The sequence below is a fragment of the Mesorhizobium sp. M0590 genome (assembly GCF_040320905.1).
In the GTDB taxonomy this organism is placed as follows: Bacteria; Pseudomonadota; Alphaproteobacteria; order Rhizobiales; family Rhizobiaceae; genus Mesorhizobium.
Window position 1 is genome coordinate 38,469 of the sequence record NZ_JAMYQN010000023.1, and the last position, 18,204, is coordinate 56,672.

16 protein-coding genes and 1 riboswitch are annotated in these 18,204 nt (G+C 59.6%); of the genes, 5 read left to right on the top strand and 11 right to left on the bottom strand.

What is annotated here, in order from left to right; all coding sequences use genetic code 11:
- Positions 1 to 3 precede the first annotated feature (3 nt).
- A complete protein-coding gene (pdxR, locus tag NKI52_RS27830; RefSeq protein WP_502897813.1) occupies positions 4 to 1,500 on the bottom strand; it encodes a MocR-like pyridoxine biosynthesis transcription factor PdxR in 1,497 nt (498 codons plus the stop codon).
- Positions 1,501 to 1,582: 82 nt separating this feature from the next.
- Here pdxR and NKI52_RS27835 point away from each other — a divergent pair, with 82 nt between their 5' ends.
- From NKI52_RS27835 to NKI52_RS27845, 3 genes are read left to right on the top strand one after another with little or no spacing between them, the layout of a single operon-like run.
- Positions 1,583 to 2,815 (top strand): trans-sulfuration enzyme family protein, encoded by a 1,233-nt coding sequence (locus NKI52_RS27835; RefSeq protein ID WP_352700370.1) that lies wholly within the window; start codon positions 1,583 to 1,585, stop codon positions 2,813 to 2,815.
- 52 nt (positions 2,816 to 2,867) lie between these two features.
- On the top strand, positions 2,868 to 3,770 hold the full coding sequence (locus tag NKI52_RS27840) for a dihydrodipicolinate synthase family protein (protein ID WP_352700371.1): 903 nt from the start codon (positions 2,868 to 2,870) through the stop codon (positions 3,768 to 3,770).
- Positions 3,771 to 3,804: 34 nt separating this feature from the next.
- Positions 3,805 to 4,023, top strand: a complete 219-nt coding sequence (locus NKI52_RS27845; RefSeq protein WP_352517525.1) for an FMN-binding negative transcriptional regulator — start codon at positions 3,805 to 3,807, stop codon at positions 4,021 to 4,023.
- A 98-nt stretch (positions 4,024 to 4,121) separates the two neighbouring features.
- Here NKI52_RS27845 and metE read toward each other — a convergent pair whose 3' ends face one another.
- Positions 4,122 to 6,467, bottom strand: a complete 2,346-nt coding sequence (metE, locus tag NKI52_RS27850; protein ID WP_352700372.1) for a 5-methyltetrahydropteroyltriglutamate--homocysteine S-methyltransferase — start codon at positions 6,465 to 6,467, stop codon at positions 4,122 to 4,124.
- Between the two features lie 95 nt (positions 6,468 to 6,562).
- A riboswitch (cobalamin riboswitch) is annotated at positions 6,563 to 6,763 on the bottom strand.
- A gap of 557 nt (positions 6,764 to 7,320) precedes the next feature.
- Here metE and NKI52_RS27855 point away from each other — a divergent pair.
- Positions 7,321 to 7,575, top strand: coding sequence for a hypothetical protein (locus NKI52_RS27855; protein ID WP_352700373.1), 255 nt, complete (start codon positions 7,321 to 7,323; stop codon positions 7,573 to 7,575).
- A gap of 317 nt (positions 7,576 to 7,892) precedes the next feature.
- On the opposite strand, the gene NKI52_RS27860 is transcribed toward NKI52_RS27855, so the two are convergent.
- A complete protein-coding gene (locus tag NKI52_RS27860; RefSeq protein ID WP_352515945.1) occupies positions 7,893 to 8,726 on the bottom strand; it encodes a helix-turn-helix transcriptional regulator in 834 nt (277 codons plus the stop codon).
- A gap of 62 nt (positions 8,727 to 8,788) precedes the next feature.
- On the bottom strand, positions 8,789 to 9,040 hold the full coding sequence (locus tag NKI52_RS27865) for an MFS transporter (protein ID WP_352458261.1): 252 nt from the start codon (positions 9,038 to 9,040) through the stop codon (positions 8,789 to 8,791).
- 289 nt (positions 9,041 to 9,329) lie between these two features.
- Here NKI52_RS27865 and NKI52_RS27870 point away from each other — a divergent pair, with 289 nt between their 5' ends.
- Positions 9,330 to 9,992, top strand: a complete 663-nt coding sequence (locus NKI52_RS27870; protein WP_352542143.1) for a transposase — start codon at positions 9,330 to 9,332, stop codon at positions 9,990 to 9,992.
- A 32-nt stretch (positions 9,993 to 10,024) separates the two neighbouring features.
- Here NKI52_RS27870 and NKI52_RS27875 read toward each other — a convergent pair whose 3' ends face one another.
- The 7 genes from NKI52_RS27875 to NKI52_RS27905 form a co-directional block, all read right to left on the bottom strand.
- Positions 10,025 to 11,017 carry an adenosine kinase gene (locus NKI52_RS27875; protein ID WP_352700374.1) on the bottom strand — a complete coding sequence of 331 codons (993 nt, stop codon included), beginning with the start codon at positions 11,015 to 11,017 and terminating at the stop codon, positions 10,025 to 10,027.
- Positions 11,018 to 11,126: 109 nt separating this feature from the next.
- A complete protein-coding gene (gene metK / locus NKI52_RS27880) occupies positions 11,127 to 12,302 on the bottom strand; it encodes a methionine adenosyltransferase (RefSeq protein WP_352700375.1) in 1,176 nt (391 codons plus the stop codon).
- Between the two features lie 54 nt (positions 12,303 to 12,356).
- Entirely contained in the window at positions 12,357 to 13,694 is a 1,338-nt protein-coding gene (gene glyA / locus NKI52_RS27885) for a serine hydroxymethyltransferase (RefSeq protein ID WP_352669534.1), read from the bottom strand.
- Positions 13,695 to 14,723: 1,029 nt separating this feature from the next.
- Positions 14,724 to 15,434: a hypothetical protein gene (locus tag NKI52_RS27890; protein ID WP_352700376.1), complete on the bottom strand. Its 711-nt coding sequence runs from the start codon at positions 15,432 to 15,434 to the stop codon at positions 14,724 to 14,726.
- A 231-nt stretch (positions 15,435 to 15,665) separates the two neighbouring features.
- Complete coding sequence (locus tag NKI52_RS27895; protein ID WP_352700377.1) at positions 15,666 to 15,926, bottom strand: hypothetical protein; 261 nt, start codon at positions 15,924 to 15,926, stop codon at positions 15,666 to 15,668.
- A 512-nt stretch (positions 15,927 to 16,438) separates the two neighbouring features.
- Complete coding sequence (locus tag NKI52_RS27900; RefSeq protein WP_023679689.1) at positions 16,439 to 16,561, bottom strand: hypothetical protein; 123 nt, start codon at positions 16,559 to 16,561, stop codon at positions 16,439 to 16,441.
- A gap of 15 nt (positions 16,562 to 16,576) precedes the next feature.
- Positions 16,577 to 18,109: a Fic family protein gene (locus NKI52_RS27905; protein ID WP_352700378.1), complete on the bottom strand. Its 1,533-nt coding sequence runs from the start codon at positions 18,107 to 18,109 to the stop codon at positions 16,577 to 16,579.
- Positions 18,110 to 18,204: the final 95 nt, after the last annotated feature.

Genomic DNA, 18,204 nt, shown 5'->3' on the forward strand with positions numbered 1-18,204 from the left:
GTTTTAGCCACCGTGTCCCGGCAACGCGTCTTGCACCTGCTTGATAACCGCTCGCAGGATCTCAACGCCCTTCTCGATTTGCCGAATGCTCAAGGCGGCATAGCCCATGACAAGCCCCACGCGATCGATGTGGCCTTCGTCCGATTGCCGCTCGTAGAGGGGCGAGATCAGGTGCAGCCCCAGGCCCGCGCCTCGGGCGGCTTCGACCAGGGTCGTTTCCCGCGATCGCGGCAGTTCGTCGAACCAAACGACGACGTGCAGACCGGCCTCTGCTCCGTGGACAGCGATGCGATCTCCGAAGCTGCGCCGCAAGGCGCCCAACAACGCCTCCCGACGCTCGCCGTTCAGCCTGCGCACACGCCGCACATGGCTTTCGTAGCCGCCACTCTCGATCAAAGAGGCCAGAGCCTCCTGTTCAGCGACCGGCGAATGTCGGTCCGCGAATTGTTTGGCGGTAGCGAAGACCTCCTGCAATTCCGTCGGGACGACGACGTAGCCGATACGCAGCATCGGCGAGAGCGTTTTGGAGATCGTGCCGAGGTAGATGACAGCCCCGTGGTCCTCAAGACTGTGCAGCGGAGGGACCGGATTGATGTCGTAGCGATATTCGCTGTCGTAGTCGTCCTCGATCACATAGGCGTTGTTGTGCCGCGCCCATTCCAGAAGCTGATGGCGGCGCGCGATCGGCATGACGCCGCCCAGCGGAAACTGATGCGATGGCGTGACATAGGCCAGTCGTGCCCCGATCCCCGCCAGCAACTCCGTCTTCATCCCGTCCTCGTCGACGGTGACCGGAACGGGCGAGGCACCCGTACTGGCAAAGACCTGACGCGCCATTCTATAGCACGGGTCCTCGATGACGAAGCGGTCGGCGGGATCGAGAAGCAGGCGAGCGCACAGATCTAGGCCCTGCTGCGAACCGTTGACGATGATGATCTGCTCGAGGTCGCAGCTCAGAGTTCGGGCGCGCCAGAGATAGCCCTGGAGCGCCTGGCGCAGCCCACGCCAGCCGCGAGGATCGTCATAGGCAAGACGCAACGGGCGCTGCCCCATCGCCTCGTTCATCGCACGTTTCCAGACCAATGCGGGGAAGTCTGACGGCGCCAGGTCGCCATAGCGGAAATCGACCTTCAGTCCAGTCGGCAGATAATCCGGCCAGGGCGGCGTAACGCGCAGTCGTTCGCCATAGGCGGACAGATGAACCGGGCCGACTCGTTTCGCGACAGTGCGGCTCGTCTCAGGACCGATCAGCGAGGATGCAACGCGAGGTCGTGCGCCTTGACGGACTTCGATAAAACCTTCCGCGGTCAGTTGGTCATAGGCGACCGTCACCGTCGTTCGCGAAACCCCAAGGTCATTTGCCAGGCCGCGGGAGGACGGCAGCTGACTACCGGTTTCATAGACGCCGCCGAGGATTTGCTCGCGAAGAGCCTCGTAGATCTGGCGTGCACCCATCGCGTGCGAGCGACCTGCAGAACCGGCACTTGAAGACTGGACCATTTCATTCATTGCTCACTGGATATTTCACATTGGCCAGTTTGCCGTCAATCTTTCGGAAGCCCAAGAAAGATCTAGAGGCCGAATGACCCGTTCCTATCAATCCGAAACCGATGCTCTCACGCGGTCGCTCCACGACACCGGTCCCGGATTCGCCACTCGGGCGATCCATCATGGCTACGATCCGGCCGGCTTTTCCAATGCCGTTCAGCCGCCAGTCTTCTTGACCTCGACCTATGGATTCGAAAGCGTGGCAGCGAACGAGGCCGCCGCCGCGCTTGGCGGAAGGCTCTATGCGCGCGAATACAATCCGACGACGGAGATCCTAGAACAACGGCTTGCCAATCTGGAAGGAGCCGAGGCAGGTCTGGTCGTTGCCTCGGGGATGGCGGCTTTCGGGACGCTGATCCTGTCGCTCCTGTCCCAAGGGGATGAACTCATCGTCCACAGGACACTTTATGCGAACACGCTTGCCATGGTCGAACAGGCGGTCCCCCGCTTCGGCATCAAGGTCGTCGCGGTGGACCTGTCCGATCCTCAAAATCTCGATGCCGCGATTACCGAGCGGACCCGGCTTGTTTTCTTCGAGACGCCGGTGAATCCGCTGAGCCGCATCCTCGACATCGCTGCCATTGCCGAGCGCGCCCACGCGCGCGGTGTAAAGATTGCAGTCGACAGCACCTTCGCCTCCCCCGCGCTCCAGCGGCCGCTCGAACATGGGGCAGACCTCGTGCTCCAATCGCTGACCAAATACATCAATGGGCACGGCGATGCCCTTGGCGGGGCGATTCTCGGCGACGCGCAAACGCTCCGCACGCTGCACGAAACGGGCCTGCGCTACATCACCGGCGCAGCGCTCTCGCCCATGTCAGCCTTCCTGATCCTGCGCGGTCTGAAGACGCTCACGCTGCGCATGGAACGGCACAGCGCCACTGCCCTTGCGGTGGCTCAGGCGCTCGAGGCGCACCCGGCGGTGGCATGGGTGAGTTATCCCTTCCTCGACTCGCACCCTGATCAGGTGACGGCGCAAAAGCAGATGTCCCAAGGGTCGGGCATGTTGGCCTTTGGCCTCCACGCTGGGTTCGAGGGCGCGCGGCGGATGATGGACCGGCTCAACCTGATCACCCGGGCTGTCAGCCTCGGCGATGCCGACAGCCTCATCTATCATCCGGCAAGCCTGACCCGTGCTCGTCAGCCGATCCGCAAGGATGCGCATCTGGCCGATGGAGTCGGCGAGGACCTCATGCGTCTCTCGGTGGGTCTTGAAGACGTCGATGACCTAATCGCCGACCTGCGGCGGGCTCTGGACGCCTTGTGATGACCTGTCGTCCGGCCAGTCCTGCGCTCACGCACAAACCTGGAGCCTTGCCATGGCATTCCTGAGCGGTCTTTCCGCGTTTCCCATCACGCCCGCCGATCGTGACGGCCGCGTCGATACCGTTGCTCTGAGCAGGCTGATTACTCGGCTTGGCGCCGCTCAGGTCGACTCCATCGGTCTTCTCGGCAGCACCGGCACCTACATGTATCTGACGCGCGAGGAACGGCGACGGGCGCTCGCCGAGACCTTGGACGAAACCGGGGGACAAATGCCGGTCGTGGTGGGTGTGGGCGCGCTGCGCACCGACGAAGCAGTGAGGCTCGCGCAGGACGCTAAGGCCCTTGGGGCTGCCGCGGGGTTGCTTGCCGCCGCCTCTTACACCCCGCTCACTGATGACGAGGTGTTCGAACATTTCTCCACGGTGGCGCGCGAAAGTGGCCTTCCGATCGTCATCTACGACAATCCAGGAACGACGCATTTCCGTTTCACCCCAGCACTCGTCAGCCGCCTGGCAAAGGTGCGGGGGATCGTCGCTATCAAGAATCCGACAGACAAGGGCGATGCGATCAAGAGCCATCTGGCCGACCAGAGGCGCACTGTGCCGGAAGGGTTCTCGATCGGCTACAGCGGCGACTGGAACGCCGCAGAGGCCATGATCGCCGGCGCCGACACATGGTACAGCGTCCTCGCCGGCATCCTGCCCGAGGTCTGCGTGAAGATCGTCACGGCGGCGCAACAGGGCGATGCGGCCGAAGCGCGACGGATCGATGCCACGCTTGCGCCGCTCTGGAGCCTCTTCAAGGAGTTCTCGAGCCTTCGCGTCGTCTATGCACTTGCCGAATTGCTCGAGATTTGCCGTGCCGACCCCCCGCGTCCCATCCTGCCTCTGCCCTCAGCAGCGAAGCGCCAGATCGCCGCCGCGTTGGAACGCTTGCCATCGGATGTCAACCGGTGAATAGCGAACCCGGCGGCCAGTGAAAGGAACTATCATGTATGTACCCGCGCATTTCGATGAACCGAGCCGAGAAGTCCTCTACGAACTGATCGAGAACAGTGCACTTGGCATGCTGATAACCCATGGCCGGAGCGGTCTCGACGCCAATCACATCCCCTTCGAACTCGACACGTCACAGGGAGAAAACGGTACCCTTTACTCCTGCGCGATTAATACACGTGCCGAAGGAAAGTGCACATTCTCACTCGAGTGACTTATTTCAAAGGATGTGATCGCGTTTTGGCACATTCACAGCCGACATGCGGCAGCCGGCAACTCACCACATGGTGAGCAACCAGGAAACCTTCCGGCCTACACTTTCTCCCGGAGCGCGCGTGCTGCAGCAACCATGTTCATGAGGGCAGGGCGGACCTCCTCCCACTTGCGGGTTTTGAGGCCACAGTCCGGGTTTACCCACAGTTGGGCATCGGACAGTCGCTCGCGGGCAAGCATGACGAGATCCGAAATCTCGCCGACTTCCGGGACCCGTGGTGAGTGAATGTCGTAGACTCCGGGCCCGATTTCATTCGGATATTTGGAGCTCGTGAAGGCGTCCAGCAGTTCCATTTTCGAGCGCGACGTCTCAATCGAAATGACATCCGCATCCATTTCAGCGATCGCGTCGATGATCTCGTTGAACTCCGAATAGCACATGTGGGTATGGATTTGAGTCGCGTCCTTTACACCCGTTGAAGCGATCCGGAAGCATTCGACAGCCCAGTCGAGATAGTCGTTCCAATCAGACTGGCGCAGTGGCAATCCTTCGCGAAACGCGGCCTCATCGATCTGGATCATCCTTGCGCCGGACCATTCGAGATCCGTCACTTCGTCGCGGATGGCGAGCGCGATCTGGCGGCATGCTTCGGAGCGGGGTACGTCGTCGCGAACAAATGACCAGTTGAGAATGGTCACTGGGCCTGTGAGCATTCCCTTCACAGGGTTTTCCGTAAGCGACTGGGCGAACTGCCACCAGCGCAGCGTCATCGGATTGGGCCTCGATACGTCGCCGAAGATGATGGGGGGGCGCACGTAACGCGACCCATAGCTCTGCACCCAGGCATGCTGGGTGAAGGCGAAGCCGGACAGCTGCTCGCCGAAATGCTGTACCATGTCGTTTCGTTCGAACTCACCGTGCACCAGCACGTCCAGCCCGATCTCTTCCTGCCAGCGAATTGCAGCCTCGATCTCCTTCTTCAGGAAGGTCTCGTAGTCGACATAGCTCAGCTGGCCCTTCGCATGAGCGGCCCGCGCCCTGCGTACCTGCGGCGTCTGCGGGAAGGACCCGATGGTCGTCGTCGGGAACGGCGGCAGCCCGAGCGTGCCGGCCTGGACTCTGGAGCGCTCGGCAAAAGCGCTCTCTCGTCGCTTCATGCTGTCGTCAATGCTGGCGATCCGCCCCTCAACCAGCGGGTCATGGATCTTCGTGGATGTCACGCGAGTGGCGGCAGCCTCGGCAGACGCTTTCAACGCGCCTGCCACCGCATCCCTGCCTTGGGACAGGGCCCGGGCAAGCAACACCAACTCGTCGGTCTTCTGGGCCGCGAAGGCGAGCCACGACCTGATGTCCGCGTCGAGTTCCGTCTCCATGCGGAGGTCGATCGGCACATGCAGCATCGAGCAAGAAGGCGCGATCTCGACGCGGTCCAAGGGCCAGCCGGCGACGATCGGTTTGATGCGGTCGAGAATGGCGGGCAGGTTCGCACGCCAGACGTTGCGGCCATCGATCAAGCCAAGCGAGAGCACCAGATCCTTCGGTGCGAGCCGACCCACCGTTTCCAGCTGCTCGGGAGCGCGCACGAGATCAATATGCAGCCCGGCCAGGGGCAGAGAAACCGCGGTTTCGAGATTGTCTCCCAGCGGCCCGAAATAGGTAGCCAGCATGATCTTCAGCTCGGGCGCGGCTTTCGACAGCTGGCCATAGGCGAATTCGAACGCAGCTCGTTCGTTCGGGTTCAGATCGAGGACAAGCGCTGGCTCATCGATCTGCACCCAATCGGCGCCCGACAGCTTCAAGCTCCGCAGGAGTTGCTCGTAGACGGGCAGAAGCCGTGGTAGGAGCGCGATGGGATCGAAGCCTTCGGCAGGCGATTTAGCCAGCTTGAGGAAGGTGACCGGTCCAAGGATGACTGGGCGTGTGTGAATGCCGAGGGCTTTAGCCTCGAGGAAGTAATCAACCGGCTTCGTCGACGAAAGAGCGAACGTCTGATCATCGTCTAGTTCCGGCACAATGTAGTGATAGTTGGTGTCAAACCACTTGGTCATTTCCATCGCGGCTACGCCAGGCCGATGAGCCGCATGCTGGTGACCACCGTGCCCACAATCCTCCGTCTGACCTTGGTTGCCGCGCGCCATAGCGAAGTAGATGTCGAGTGGGACCTCGCCGCCATTCCAGCCGTAACGGGACGGAAGGGCGCCGACCATGGCTGCGGTGTCGAGCACATGGTCGTAAAGCGAGAAGTCGTTCGACGGGATTTTCGACACGCCGCGATCGCGTTGCTCCTCCCAGCTAGCGGCACGGAGCGCCTTCGCCGTCGTGAGAAGGTCGGCAGCGGACGATTTTCCGGACCAGTAGCTTTCAAGCGCGAATTTCAGTTCTCGCCGACGACCGAAGCGGGGCACGCCGAGCGTTGCTACAGGAATTTGCTGAGAGACAGTCATGCCAGACCCCGATGGTTGGGGCGTCGGTGACAAGGAAGGCGCTAGCAGGCCGGCACGAACGCCAGGCTGCAGCGGCCACCGAGACACCCCGCCCGTGGACGTAATTCGCCGTGGCAGGTCTCCTGGCTCGCGGGGTCATAGCCTCTACCCGTCTTCCCAAGGCTATTCGCCTCAGTGACATGAGTGGGGTTGGCTCGCCGCTAACAGTTGCGGGGGCAGCGCCGGCATCGCACCGGCTTCCCTCTTAGCTCCGCTGCGGCAGCGCCGTACGGAGAACCACGACGCGGGAGACAATTACAGCAGTTCGCTTCTCTGTCAACGCCGCATAAAGAAATGTTTATGTCGTTATGTTAAATTTCCGCTGGCATGTTCCAAAGGTCGCCTCGAAAGCGAAAACTGTGGAAGCCTTGAGCGGCCGGTAAATCAAAGCAATGACGCACGGCGCCCTTGTCCAGGAGGATAGGAGTTCGTCGGCTGCCGGCAGCAAACATACCGGCAAGCGCCGTGGTGCTGCTTAGCGCATCACGCGAACCACCTCGGCGTCGAACTTCGGCTCCGAGGTTCCGACCGCTTCGTTGGTGATCTGCTCGCGACCATATTCGGCTCAATGGCGAGGCTGTTGCCCATGTGGAAGCTGTTGGCCGTGATGCCCTCGGTGATATGTGACACAACGATTTCGGGGGGAGCACACCGAGGCCAGGCGCAGCGGCGTGTTGCGAAGTGATCGAGGCCAATGTCTCGAACTGCTTGTTCGCAGCCCACCGGCTCAAGGTAACCCGGCTCAAACCACCGGGCTAGCTCAAGTCCTGTCCAAATGAGGCCTGAGCGGCAAATCGTCGTGCACGCGCACGGTTTGGCGTTCGATCTTGTGATGCGTCTTGGGCGGACAATCGCCACGGTGCAGCACGCAGAAGCGGTCCCCAATTGGGAAGCCGAGGGCGGTGAGGGCAAGCCAGCGCCACAGGCGGAAGGGGACTTGGACCTGTTTGCCCTGCTGGACCACATGTTCGCGACACAGGGCCTCAAGGAGAAGACCAAGAGTGATTATGCGCGGGACCTCGCCAAATTCATCAAAAGCAGCGGGCAGTCAAAGTTCGGCGCCGATTGACATGGAGATAGCCATCGCGGCGGACCGCCCAGGCGGACCGCAAGCCGGAATACAACCGGGTGCAGGTGGCCAAGCTCGTCCACAAGATGGCGTCGGGCACACACCGGCGATGGGAGAGCGGACCGTGGAGTGCAGGAACTTCACGCCTATCCACGCTCCCGTGGACGTGTCCTGCGGCACATCGGCAGCGATATTGAGGAGGCAGTTGAGCTTCTGGTCGAGCACTCTTACCTGCCACTACCTACGCTTAACGTCATCTCGTACTGAAAACGCACCACGCAAGGTCGAGATGTAACATGCGCCCTTCGTGGATGGTTCTAAGCTTCCTCGGGCGCGGTCAATCTGTGATAACGGTCGCTTGGAACCTCCATCACCGCGACGCGATCAAGGTTGGCGTATCGCGCTCGGTAGTAACCTTCTTCCTCCACTTCGGCGAAACTACACTGGGGAACGTCAAAGGTCGCAGCTTCCAATCCGAAGAAAGTCGTAGCGGTTTCTTCATCCAAGAAGTTCCACTCATCTTCTCCGTCGTCATATGTGACGCGAACATAGGAGGCCATGCGCACGGCTTCCTGATCACCCATCTCTGCGATGATGGCATCGCATTCTTTCTTCAGCTTTCCTGAAACCTCACCCTTATCCCAGTCATCCAAAGCCCGATAGATTTCTGGATGATAATACTCTGGCATCTCCTCTACATCGTCACCGATAAGCTCAATGGTGCGGACATATTGCGGATTTATCAAGAGTATTTTGTTGTCAAGGCTCCAACAATACAGCCATGGCCTGCTTGTGTTATTTCTGCGCAGATTATGAAGTTCCTTCAACTGACGTAAAATCGATTCACGCGCCTTTTCATCGATAGGATATTGGCGGCTGCCAACAGTCGTCTTGATTCTGAGCGTGCCGTATCGCGTTTCGGCATCGGCAATTGCAAACGGGCTCGTGCGCCACTCCTCGACATCAATCTTCCAGCCCAGCAGCTCCTCGACCGTGCATTTCAACGTGAGACAAAGGTCCTTGATCTGCTCGACGTTCAACTGCGTTTTGCCTGTTTCCCAACGGGCCACAGTCTGTTGCGTCGTTGCCATCTGCTCTGCCAAATCTTTTTGAGTCATGCCCAGTCGAACCCTAAGCTCTTTCATGTTCATAACTCACCTCGCGTGTTCAACACACGCATCGTGGATGAATTAATCTAACACGTCAAGCGTGTTCAAAAATCGCAGCATGTGTTTTTAGGGCGTCTTCGAGGCTCCGGCAGCCGTTCGTGACCACTTGCGCAAGACACAGGGCTGGTACACAGCACGAATGGGCGATCAAAAATTACTGCTGCGATGCTCGTCATCAGCCAAGCTGCCGCCGCACCTTCCACTAGGGTGCCAAGGTTCGAAATGAGTGCAGCCGACCATAGCGAACGGAAGGTCTTGTGCTCAAAAGGAACGAGTGAAGATGTTCTCTTCGCCATTGTGGGAAGCCTCGGGATTGACCGCGGGGCTGGATTTGTTTCGCCTCACTCAACCATGGCCTCGCCGTACAAGCCAAGCTGCCACAGTGCGCGCCTGCTAACCCAGAAAACTTGGCGGCCTTACAGGCATGCGCAGGACGTGCGAAGCCGCTCAAATCTCCCCAGATGGTCAGCCATCGAAGACCGGCATCACTTGCCCGTTGAGCGGCTATACGATAATGCTCCGCGCTAAGCAGGAAGCGCCAAAAAATTCGAGCGGCGACTTCATTCTCCTATTCAGGAAGGAACTATGAGGCGGCAGACGCGACCATTCACCGTGGAAATCAAACAAAAGCGCAATTATCAAAAATCCGCACGTTCCATCTGGGGCAATTTCGACATCGCCGCGGCGATGGCCGAGACAACAAAGGAAGTCGAGCCGTTAAATCGTCAGCTTGTTGACTCTACTGTAGTGGCCCTTGATGCTGAACCTTTGCACAAACCGCGAGTGGAGCATTTCATGGCCAATCCCCTGGAGACCGAGTCAGCAGTAGTTCATAGCGAACCGGCAGACAAAACGGAAACGCCAAAACCGAAGACGAGAGCGCGGCGGTCGAGGAAGCCAGAAGCTGAGGCGAGCGCGCCTGCCAAGCCGATATCCGCGACCACTGAAGCACCGCCGTCAGCGCGAACGGGCCGAAAGAGCTACTCCGCGAAGGATCGTGCCCAGAAGCTGGCGCAGATCGAGACCTCGATCGGCGGCGGCGCTACTCTCAAGAGCGCGGTGAAGCAAGCCGGCATCTCGGAACAGACATACTATCTTTGGAAGAAGGCGGCGGCGCCTGCGGCGGACAGTGACGGGCTGAAGGATCTCGTCGCGCTCGAGGAAGAAAACAAGCGGCTAAAGAGCCTGCTTGCCGATCGTCTCCGCAAGGAGAATGCGGAACTGAAGAAAAGGCTCGGGCTGGATTAAGGAGGGTGGGCAGCTGGTTCTTGGCTCGCCACCTACAGCAGCCCCGCCTGCTCGGCCTCTCTGCGCAAATTCTGGCGTGGCCTTGGGCCGATCTGCTGGATGACCAGGCCGGCCGCTAGCGAGCCGAGATCGCCGCACTGCTTCAGGCTGCGGCCTTGCGTGTAGCCGTAGAGGAAGCCGGCGGCGTAGAGGTCGCCGGCGCCTGTGGTGTCGACCAGCTCGCGGATCCTGGTCGCATTGATGGTCACGGTCTCGTCGCCGCGCACGATCACCGAGCCCTTTTCCGAGCGGGTGACGGCGGCGATCTTGCAATCCTTGCGGATCTGCGCCAGCGCCTCGTCGAACGACGCGGTCTGGTAGAGCGACTTGATCTCGTGGCTGTTGGCAAAGACGATGTCGACGGTGCCGGAGCGCATCAGATCGAGGAATTCGTCGCGGTAGCGGTCGACGCAGAACGAATCCGACAATGTCATCGATACTTCGCGCCCCGCCGCATGGGCGAGCTTCGCCGTCTGCCGGATCGCCTCCTTGGCGCGCGGCGGGTCCCACAGATAACCCTCGAAATAGGTGACCGCCGCGCCCGAGGCCTTGTCGGCCTCGACGTCCTCCGGGCCGAGTTCGATGCAGGCGCCGAGATAGGTGTTCATCGAGCGCTCGCCGTCCGGCGTGACGAAGATCATCGAGCGCGCCGTCGGTGGCTCGCCGCTGAGCGGCCTGGTGTCGAAGGCGACGCCCTGGGCATGGATGTCGTGCGCGTAGATTTCGCCGAGCGCGTCGTTCGAGACCTTGCCGAAGAAAGCGGCGCGGCCGCCGAAGGAGGCGACGCCCGCCGCCGTGTTGCCGGCGCTGCCGCCCGAGGCTTCGATGGCCGGGCCCATGCGGCTGTAGAGCAGTTCGGCGCGCCTCGTGTCGATCAAATTCATCGCGCCCTTGATGATGCCGTTCGTCTCCAGGAACGCCTCGTCGCACTGGGCGATGATGTCGACGATGGCATTCCCGATACAAAGCACGTCATAGTCCGGCATCAATTCATGTCTCCGCCAAAAGCCCACCGGCTTTCTGGCATGCCGGCCGCCGGCGGGTCTGGCCAGTGGGAATGGGCTTTCCGCTTGCCAATCGGTTCGGCGCCAGCCCTCACGGGGCGGCAAGTCCTGCCTCGCGACGCAATTCGTCGGCCCTGTCTGTCTTCTCCCAGGTGAAATCAGGCTCTTCACGGCCGAAATGGCCATAGGTCGCGGTCTTGCGGTAGATAGGGCGTAAGAGATCAAGCATTTTGATAATGCCCTTCGGTCTGAGATCGAACAACTCAAGAATGAGGCGCTCGATCCTTCTTTCCTCAACCCTCGCTGTTCCGAACGTGTTGACCATGACAGAAACCGGACTGGCCACGCCGATTGCGTAAGCAAGCTGCACCTCGCAGACGTCCGCAAGTCCGCTAGCGACGATATTCTTTGCGACATACCGGGCCGCATAGGCAGCTGAGCGGTCAACCTTGGACGGGTCCTTGCCCGAAAAGGCGCCGCCGCCGTGACGACCCATCCCACCATAGGAATCGACGATGATCTTGCGTCCAGTGAGACCGCAGTCGCCGCGCGGCCCGCCGACTACGAACCTCCCCGTCGGGTTGACCAGAATTCTGATGCCTTCCGTCTCCAGGTGGGTCGGCAGGACAGGCTTTATGATTTCCTCAATGACGCCCTCGCGGACCGTCTCTTGCGAGACCTGCTCGTCATGTTGGGTCGATACGACGATGGTATCCAGGGCGACCGGGCGCAACCCCTCATAGCGCACTGAGACTTGGGATTTCATATCAGGACGCAACCAGCCAAGCTGTCGTGCTTTCCGGACATCTGCCTGTCGTTTCGTCAAGCGATGCGCGAGCTGGATCGGCAAAGGCATCAGGGTATCGGTTTCGCGGCATGCGTAGCCGAACATGAGGCCCTGATCTCCCGCTCCCTGCTGGAGGTCCTGCCCTCGTCCCTCGTCAACGCCCTGGCTAATGTCGGGCGATTGCTCGGTGAGTGCATGAACGACGGAGCAACGCCGGCCGTCAAAGCCGACGGCCTCATCGTCGTATCCAATATCGAGAATCGTATCGCGCGCAACTTGGCTATAATCCACCCGCGCATCGCTGGTAATCTCGCCAGCCAGAACGACTATCCCTGATTTTACCAACGCTTCACAGGCGACGCGCGCCTTGGGATCGGTGCGGACGATGGCATCGAGGATGGCATCCGAGATGTTGTCGGCCAACTTATCCGGGTGTCCCGCGCCAACCGATTCGGAAGAGAACACGAACTGCCTAGCCATGAAATGCCTCGTTTCGGGTGTTGGAGTTGTATGGTGCATTTTGCTTAGCCCACCTTACCTGTTGGTGATGCCCGGGACCTCGAACGCAGCGCACAAATCGGCAACGTCTCTTCGCACGCAGGCATGGAGATCTTCGTCATCAGGCCGCCGGAGGACGCAGTCAATGAAGCCAGCAATTTGCACCATTTCCACATCGCGCATGCCCATTGACGTCACTGCTGGCGACCCCAGGCGAATTCCGCTTGTGACCGCCGGATCCCGCGGGTCGCCAGGCACCATATTAAAGTTTGTGATGATGCCTGCCTTTGCTAGCCGCTCGGCATAGGCCTTGCCCGATAGTGGTCGATCGCGCAGATCAAGGATCAGCATGTGATTGTCCGTCCCCCCGGTAACCAGGTCATACCCTCGCTCGATCAGTGCCTGTGCAAGAGTCTTGGCATTCTTGACGGTCTGTTGGCCGTAGCTTCGGAAGGACGGGTTCGCGGCTTCGTGCAAGGCAACTGCTAGCGCAGCGATGGCATTCATATGAGGCCCGCCTTGCAGGTGAGGAAAGACCGCCCGGTCTATTCGTCTGGCGAGATTGTATTTGCTCTTTGTATGATACAGGGCCTGATAGCGATCTTCGTTCCTGGACAAAATGAAACCACCGCGGGGACCGCGGATCGATTTGTGGGAGGTGCTGCTGACCACGTCGCAATGGCGCACGGGATTCGGGTGCGCTCCCGCGGCAATCAGTCCGCTGATGTGCGCAATGTCGGCTACGAGATAGGAGTTCGCTTCCAGGGCGATTTCTGCCATTGCCGCGTAGTCAAAGACACGCGGGTAAGCAGTTCCGCCGACCCAAATGAGCCGCGGCCGTTCCCGCTTGGCTGTCTCGCGCAAGCGGTCATAGTCAATCTGCTGTGTCTTTTCATCTAGTCCATAGGGGACGCGTTGATAGTCAGTTCCGGAAAAGTTGATGGCCCAACCATGAGTCAGATGGCCCCCTTCCGGGAGGGGCAAGCCCATGACTTTGTCACCGGGGCTCAAAAGCGCACGATAGACAGCCTGGTTGGCCGGCGAGCCGGAATAAGGCTGGACGTTGGCATGCTCGCTGCCAAATAGTGTTTTCAAGCGCTCAATGGCTAGATTCTCAAGCTCATCAACGATCTCATTTCCAGCGTAGTAGCGCGCACCGGGGTACCCCTCGGCGTACTTGTTCGTGAAAATCGAGCCGTTCGCTTCCAGCACGGCCGAGGACGCAAAGTTCTCTGAGGCGATGAGCTTAAGGGTCGTCCGCTCCTGCCGCTCCTGTCTCAGAAGCAGTTCGTGAACGCGGCAATCAACCGCGGCCAATCGAGACCGTCCGTAAGTGTCGCGCGGCGCGATGGCGCCGTCGGCGGAGTTGTACATGGTGGTTTCGCGCTCCAATTGGACTGATCTATTTCACGGTCAAGCATGCGATCCCCTTCGACGGCGCGTCTTGTGTGGCTTCGAGCCGTTGAAGGTCTCGTTTGTGATAGCCATCGCCGTGGGGCAGGAGATCAACCAACAGTTGAACCAGCCCGCCGTCCTTACCTCCTGCTTTGAGATGGTACGAGCACCACGGACGTTGTTCGTTGCAGTAAAGAAAGTCGGCTCTGGCCAGCAGCCGGACGTGTCGTACAACGTGCTCACGACGCAGACCCAGAATCTCCGCTAGCTGGCAGACAGTTAGGTCCGCGTGCGCGCAAAGGCCTAGAATTCGAAGGCGATCTAAATGCGCTGCCGTCCGTAGGCGACTGACCAGTGTCAGCATTGGTCAGGACCAAGCCACTTGGAAAGCCTGGGCACTCGTCCTACTGAATTTGTCATTTCGCGTTCTCCACAGATGTTGCAGCTTTCGAACCAAATAATATGGTTGCTTGTCCACCGACCGGACAATCTCGGTGGCCGTGAAGATACTGTTTTGAGCCGATATGGCTGTGTCGAACAAACAAGATGGGCGCTCTTCTTGCCATTGCCTTTAGCCGAAATTGCACGCAGTTCGGCGGGTCGGAGAATAAGCCACGGTTCGGACCCCACTGACTCAAACGTTGCAATAAGCCTACCATTCACAGCGAACCGGAGTTGCTAAGAGTCTATGAATTTCCTTGAAGGATCTGTTGCAACGTTTGCGCAGCCCGTCTTGCTCCCGGCTTACAGCGGTCAATCTCGTGCAGACTGACCGTGATGCAAAGATGACAAGGAAGGTTCGCTTTCAATCCGATCTTCTTCCTGGCCAAGTAGTTCGTAGTCTCATAACTGTGGCCTAGACAAAAGCTGGGCTAATCAGCGAGGTATGATGTCGTTAGCGTGGTTGGGCCACCAGCAGGTCGACGCCAAGATCGACACGCGCAATTTCCCGCGCTCCGAGAATGTCAGTGACTGCGCGCTCTTCCTCGGGCGGTCTGGCTGCGCCGTCTAGAATCTGAATGCGTCTCGCGCCGACCCGTTCAGCAATGAGCTGTTCGGCTTGCCGCATTGACGGCGAAGCAAGCTCAAGTACGTTTTCGCGCATCTCACGCGCCGCCTCGCCGACTTCCGCAAAACGCTTCTCGGCGAACTGCTCCTTAAAGAGCGCAGCGAGATCATCAAATGTTTGAACTTTGGTGGGCTTGGGTTTCGAGCAAAATATCCAGTTGCCAGTCCAGGTTTATAGGCAAGGCTGTACGCTTTGTCGTCTGGCAAGGGCCCAATATCCCCTGGTGAGACGAAAGTGGACTGCCGTGCTACGGTTGCTCCATTATAAGAGCGGTCGAAATCGCTGATGTTTGCAATACAAGGAGCCGCATAGAAGACGTTTGACGGATAGCGCGCCTCAAGCCGAAGAAGCAGTTCATGCTGACGCGACACATCCCTGCGCATCATCGCAATCCGAAAAAATGGTATCGACAAACCGGGACAATGTCCGCTCGCAATCTCAAACGCAGTTCCTCGCTTCATCAGCTCCGGAAACTTGTACTGGAAAAACAGCGGAACCCCTGGGAAATTGATGCGGATGTCAAAGCCAGAATGCCCCTCCCGTATGAGGTTTGGAAAGACCGGCGCGCCTACAGGTGCGGCTGACGATGACCGGATAAGGTTTTCGGTGAAGGCATACCCAAATGAGAACTCCATGTAGCCCACCTTCATTCAATTCTGCTTTCGTACTGAAGTTTATCCCGGCTCTTTGCCTGCAGCCGAGCAGACTCTATAACAAAAAGCTGTGTATACTTGCGAGATAGTCTGAGCTTATCGATTCCTCGGATAGATATTTAAAGAGCTCACCCACTCTTCTGGCTGCTAGAATGGGAATGGGAAGCTTCTGGTTGATCTGGGTCGACTTCCAGTTGATTGGTAAGCGACAAAACCTCCTGCGCTATCTCAGCGATTCCCGGCCAGATCGCCGATAAGTTTCGGGCTTCGCGAACAGAGCCAGAGTGCGTAGCCGATATCTTCAACCGGGGCGGCGGCTTCTCCCTCGCCAGTGCCGAGCGCGATCACATGCGTTGCGCATTCGGCCAGCGCGCCGTCAAGGCGCCCCGCTTCCGTCGCGCTGCCGTAAAGGTCCAGGAACCACGCCAGCGAATAAGACCAGTCGGCAGGCAAGTCCTGCCCATTGTGATCCCTTGCGACGACGGCCACGACGGCGTTGCGGCCTTCGGGCGTGCGGGGCTCTATCCCAAGGATCGGGTATAATTCGGGTGTGGGCTGCTGAAGGATACGCGCCGGCACGAGCGACAGTGCTTTCTCCAGCGAGGGAGGAAAATCCTCCAGTTCTTCGGCCAGTTCGGCAGCTTCTCTCCTTCGTCCCTCGCGGCGCTTCTACATATTCTGCCGCAACCACGGCAACGGTGCGCTGCGCCCGTTCAGCGGTGCTGGTGGCAATCAGCTCGGCCGGAATGTCACCATCCTTGATCGCCCAGTGCGTACGGTGCTGTTCGAACTGTTGAATGCCCAGCCGGTCCGCAATTCTCAACACCGCTGACCGGTCGAGAAAGGCATGTTTCGGATCGGGCTCGAAGGTGAAGGCCAGTTCGTGTCCGCGCCGAACGATATTGCGTATGCGGCTGTGCCGGACCACGCGCGCGTGCGGGCCTCCCGCCCCGACTTCGTACATCAAAAGCGCCGGGATTTCCTCCAGCCGGCGCAATGTTTCAGGGCGCGAGGTCGATAGCCTCGGCCTCGGCGCCGCTAGATTCCTTGAACCGGTCAATGGTTGACGTGAACGGCGGCGTTTCCCACCACTCGCCGTGGCCCGAGACAAGCAAGTTAAACATGGCACACCACCGACCTCACGCCGCCTTCTCCATAGACCACTTCACCCGTTCGGCGAGAAAGGCGGCGAACGTTTTCACATTCATATTGCCGCTCGCCTCCTCCAGCCCTGCGAGGTAGGCCTTCCGGTCATCGACTCTGACGACTGTCCAGGGGTAACCGCCTGAAGCCAGCATCGCGTTCATGAGGAACCGCGCCATTCGTCCGTTGCCGTCCGGATAGGGGTGCACATAGCCCACAAGCCAATGCCCCAGCACGGCACGCACGGAGGCCTCCTTCTCCGCCTCCAGCAGGTCGAACAGCTCATTCATACCATCGGCCACCGCTTCGGTACGCGGCGGCACGTGCTGCGAGCCGCGCAGGTACACAGGGTGATTGCGATATCCCGCAAGCGCGCTGGCTTTGAGGATGCCGGCGGTCACTGACGGCGCGAACAGCTCCCGGTACCACTCCCGGTGAGTGTCCCGCGTCAACGCGCCGGCTGGCTTGCCGTTGATAATCGCGGCAACAGAGTCTTTGACCTTCTGGAATGCGAGGTAGTAGCCACGCGCGGCAAGCGCATCTCGGTTCTTGCGGTCCTCTTCATCAATCTCCGGATTCCAGCTCCCCTCGCGCACCCGGTCGATGAGTTCCGGGGTGACGCTGTACCCTTCTATCGACAGCGAATGGTAGGCGTCGCTTTCGTAGATATCCTCGACGAACTTCATATAGGCGTCTTTGTCGGACGGCAGTCCGGGTGCCTTCGGGAATATCTCGATGATGGCTTCGCGCTGCGATTGCCAGATCGCGCGCAGGCGGGCGACCAACGGCGGTACGCCCGCCGCAATAGTTGTCACTCCAATTTGTCCCGCGAACGGATCGGATTCGCGCACGTCATAGCCGGCGGCTTTGAAGGCGGCCACGATTTCATCGGCAAAAGAGTCGCGTCCTACGCGACGGAAGGCCCCCGCAAGCCGTCCCGCCACGGCGGAATGGCCGCCATCAAGCAGCAGGGCCAGAACGGTTGATACGTCGCGCACCGACGCCATGGCGATCTGCATCTCGATAGGGGCGCGCTGGAAGAACGCTTCCGGCACCCGGGTAAGGGCGGCCTCGACAGTGAACACGCGCTGGCCGTTTTTCTCTGTCAGTTCGGCCGGCATCTCCTTGACCTTGAGGTCATAGAGCGAAGTGCCGAACAGCAGGTCGATTTTGTTATTCGTGCCTTTGGGGGTGTTCACCACCACCTGAGGCGGAATAGTGGGCGCTTTCGCGTGCAGAAGCAGCGACTGCTTCGGTGAGAGGAACCAGTCCTTGCCGAACCGGTCATTGCAGTAAAGGAAGCAGAACTCCCAGAAGCTCGCGTACCAAGGGGTGGTGTCTTGCTGCCGTGCCTGCGGGCCGGTCGACATGAGCCAGCCTTTGATAACATCGCGCAGGAACCCGTTCTGCAGCAGCCGCTCCCGGTGGACGCGGGTCAGCTCATCTGATTTGAATATGCGCCGCCCACCCTCCTGCAGCTCTTTGAGGACGGCCAGTGATACAGCGAGTTTTTCAGGGGGCTTGGCCATGGCCGTGCCTTTGCAAGTTTTTAGAGCTGTGCGATTACAAGTATATAGTGCTGATAGGCGACAAGTCAGTGATGCTGTGGAGTTGCAAGTTTTTT

Coding starts and splice junctions, on each gene's coding strand:
- NKI52_RS27840 (WP_352700371.1), top strand. CDS start 2,868: ATGGCATTCCTGAGCGGTCTTTCCGCGTTTCCCATCACGCCCGCCGAT.
- NKI52_RS27845 (WP_352517525.1), top strand. CDS start 3,805: ATGTATGTACCCGCGCATTTCGATGAACCGAGCCGAGAAGTCCTCTAC.
- pdxR (WP_502897813.1), bottom strand. CDS start 1,500: ATGGTCCAGTCTTCAAGTGCCGGTTCTGCAGGTCGCTCGCACGCGATG.
- NKI52_RS27890 (WP_352700376.1), bottom strand. CDS start 15,434: ATGAAGGTGGGCTACATGGAGTTCTCATTTGGGTATGCCTTCACCGAA.
- metE (WP_352700372.1), bottom strand. CDS start 6,467: ATGACTGTCTCTCAGCAAATTCCTGTAGCAACGCTCGGCGTGCCCCGC.
- NKI52_RS27835 (WP_352700370.1), top strand. CDS start 1,583: ATGACCCGTTCCTATCAATCCGAAACCGATGCTCTCACGCGGTCGCTC.
- NKI52_RS27875 (WP_352700374.1), bottom strand. CDS start 11,017: ATGCCGGACTATGACGTGCTTTGTATCGGGAATGCCATCGTCGACATC.
- glyA (WP_352669534.1), bottom strand. CDS start 13,694: ATGTACAACTCCGCCGACGGCGCCATCGCGCCGCGCGACACTTACGGA.
- NKI52_RS27900 (WP_023679689.1), bottom strand. CDS start 16,561: ATGTTTAACTTGCTTGTCTCGGGCCACGGCGAGTGGTGGGAAACGCCG.
- metK (WP_352700375.1), bottom strand. CDS start 12,302: ATGGCTAGGCAGTTCGTGTTCTCTTCCGAATCGGTTGGCGCGGGACAC.
- NKI52_RS27870 (WP_352542143.1), top strand. CDS start 9,330: ATGAGGCGGCAGACGCGACCATTCACCGTGGAAATCAAACAAAAGCGC.
- NKI52_RS27865 (WP_352458261.1), bottom strand. CDS start 9,040: ATGGCGAAGAGAACATCTTCACTCGTTCCTTTTGAGCACAAGACCTTC.
- NKI52_RS27860 (WP_352515945.1), bottom strand. CDS start 8,726: ATGAACATGAAAGAGCTTAGGGTTCGACTGGGCATGACTCAAAAAGAT.
- NKI52_RS27905 (WP_352700378.1), bottom strand. CDS start 18,109: ATGGCCAAGCCCCCTGAAAAACTCGCTGTATCACTGGCCGTCCTCAAA.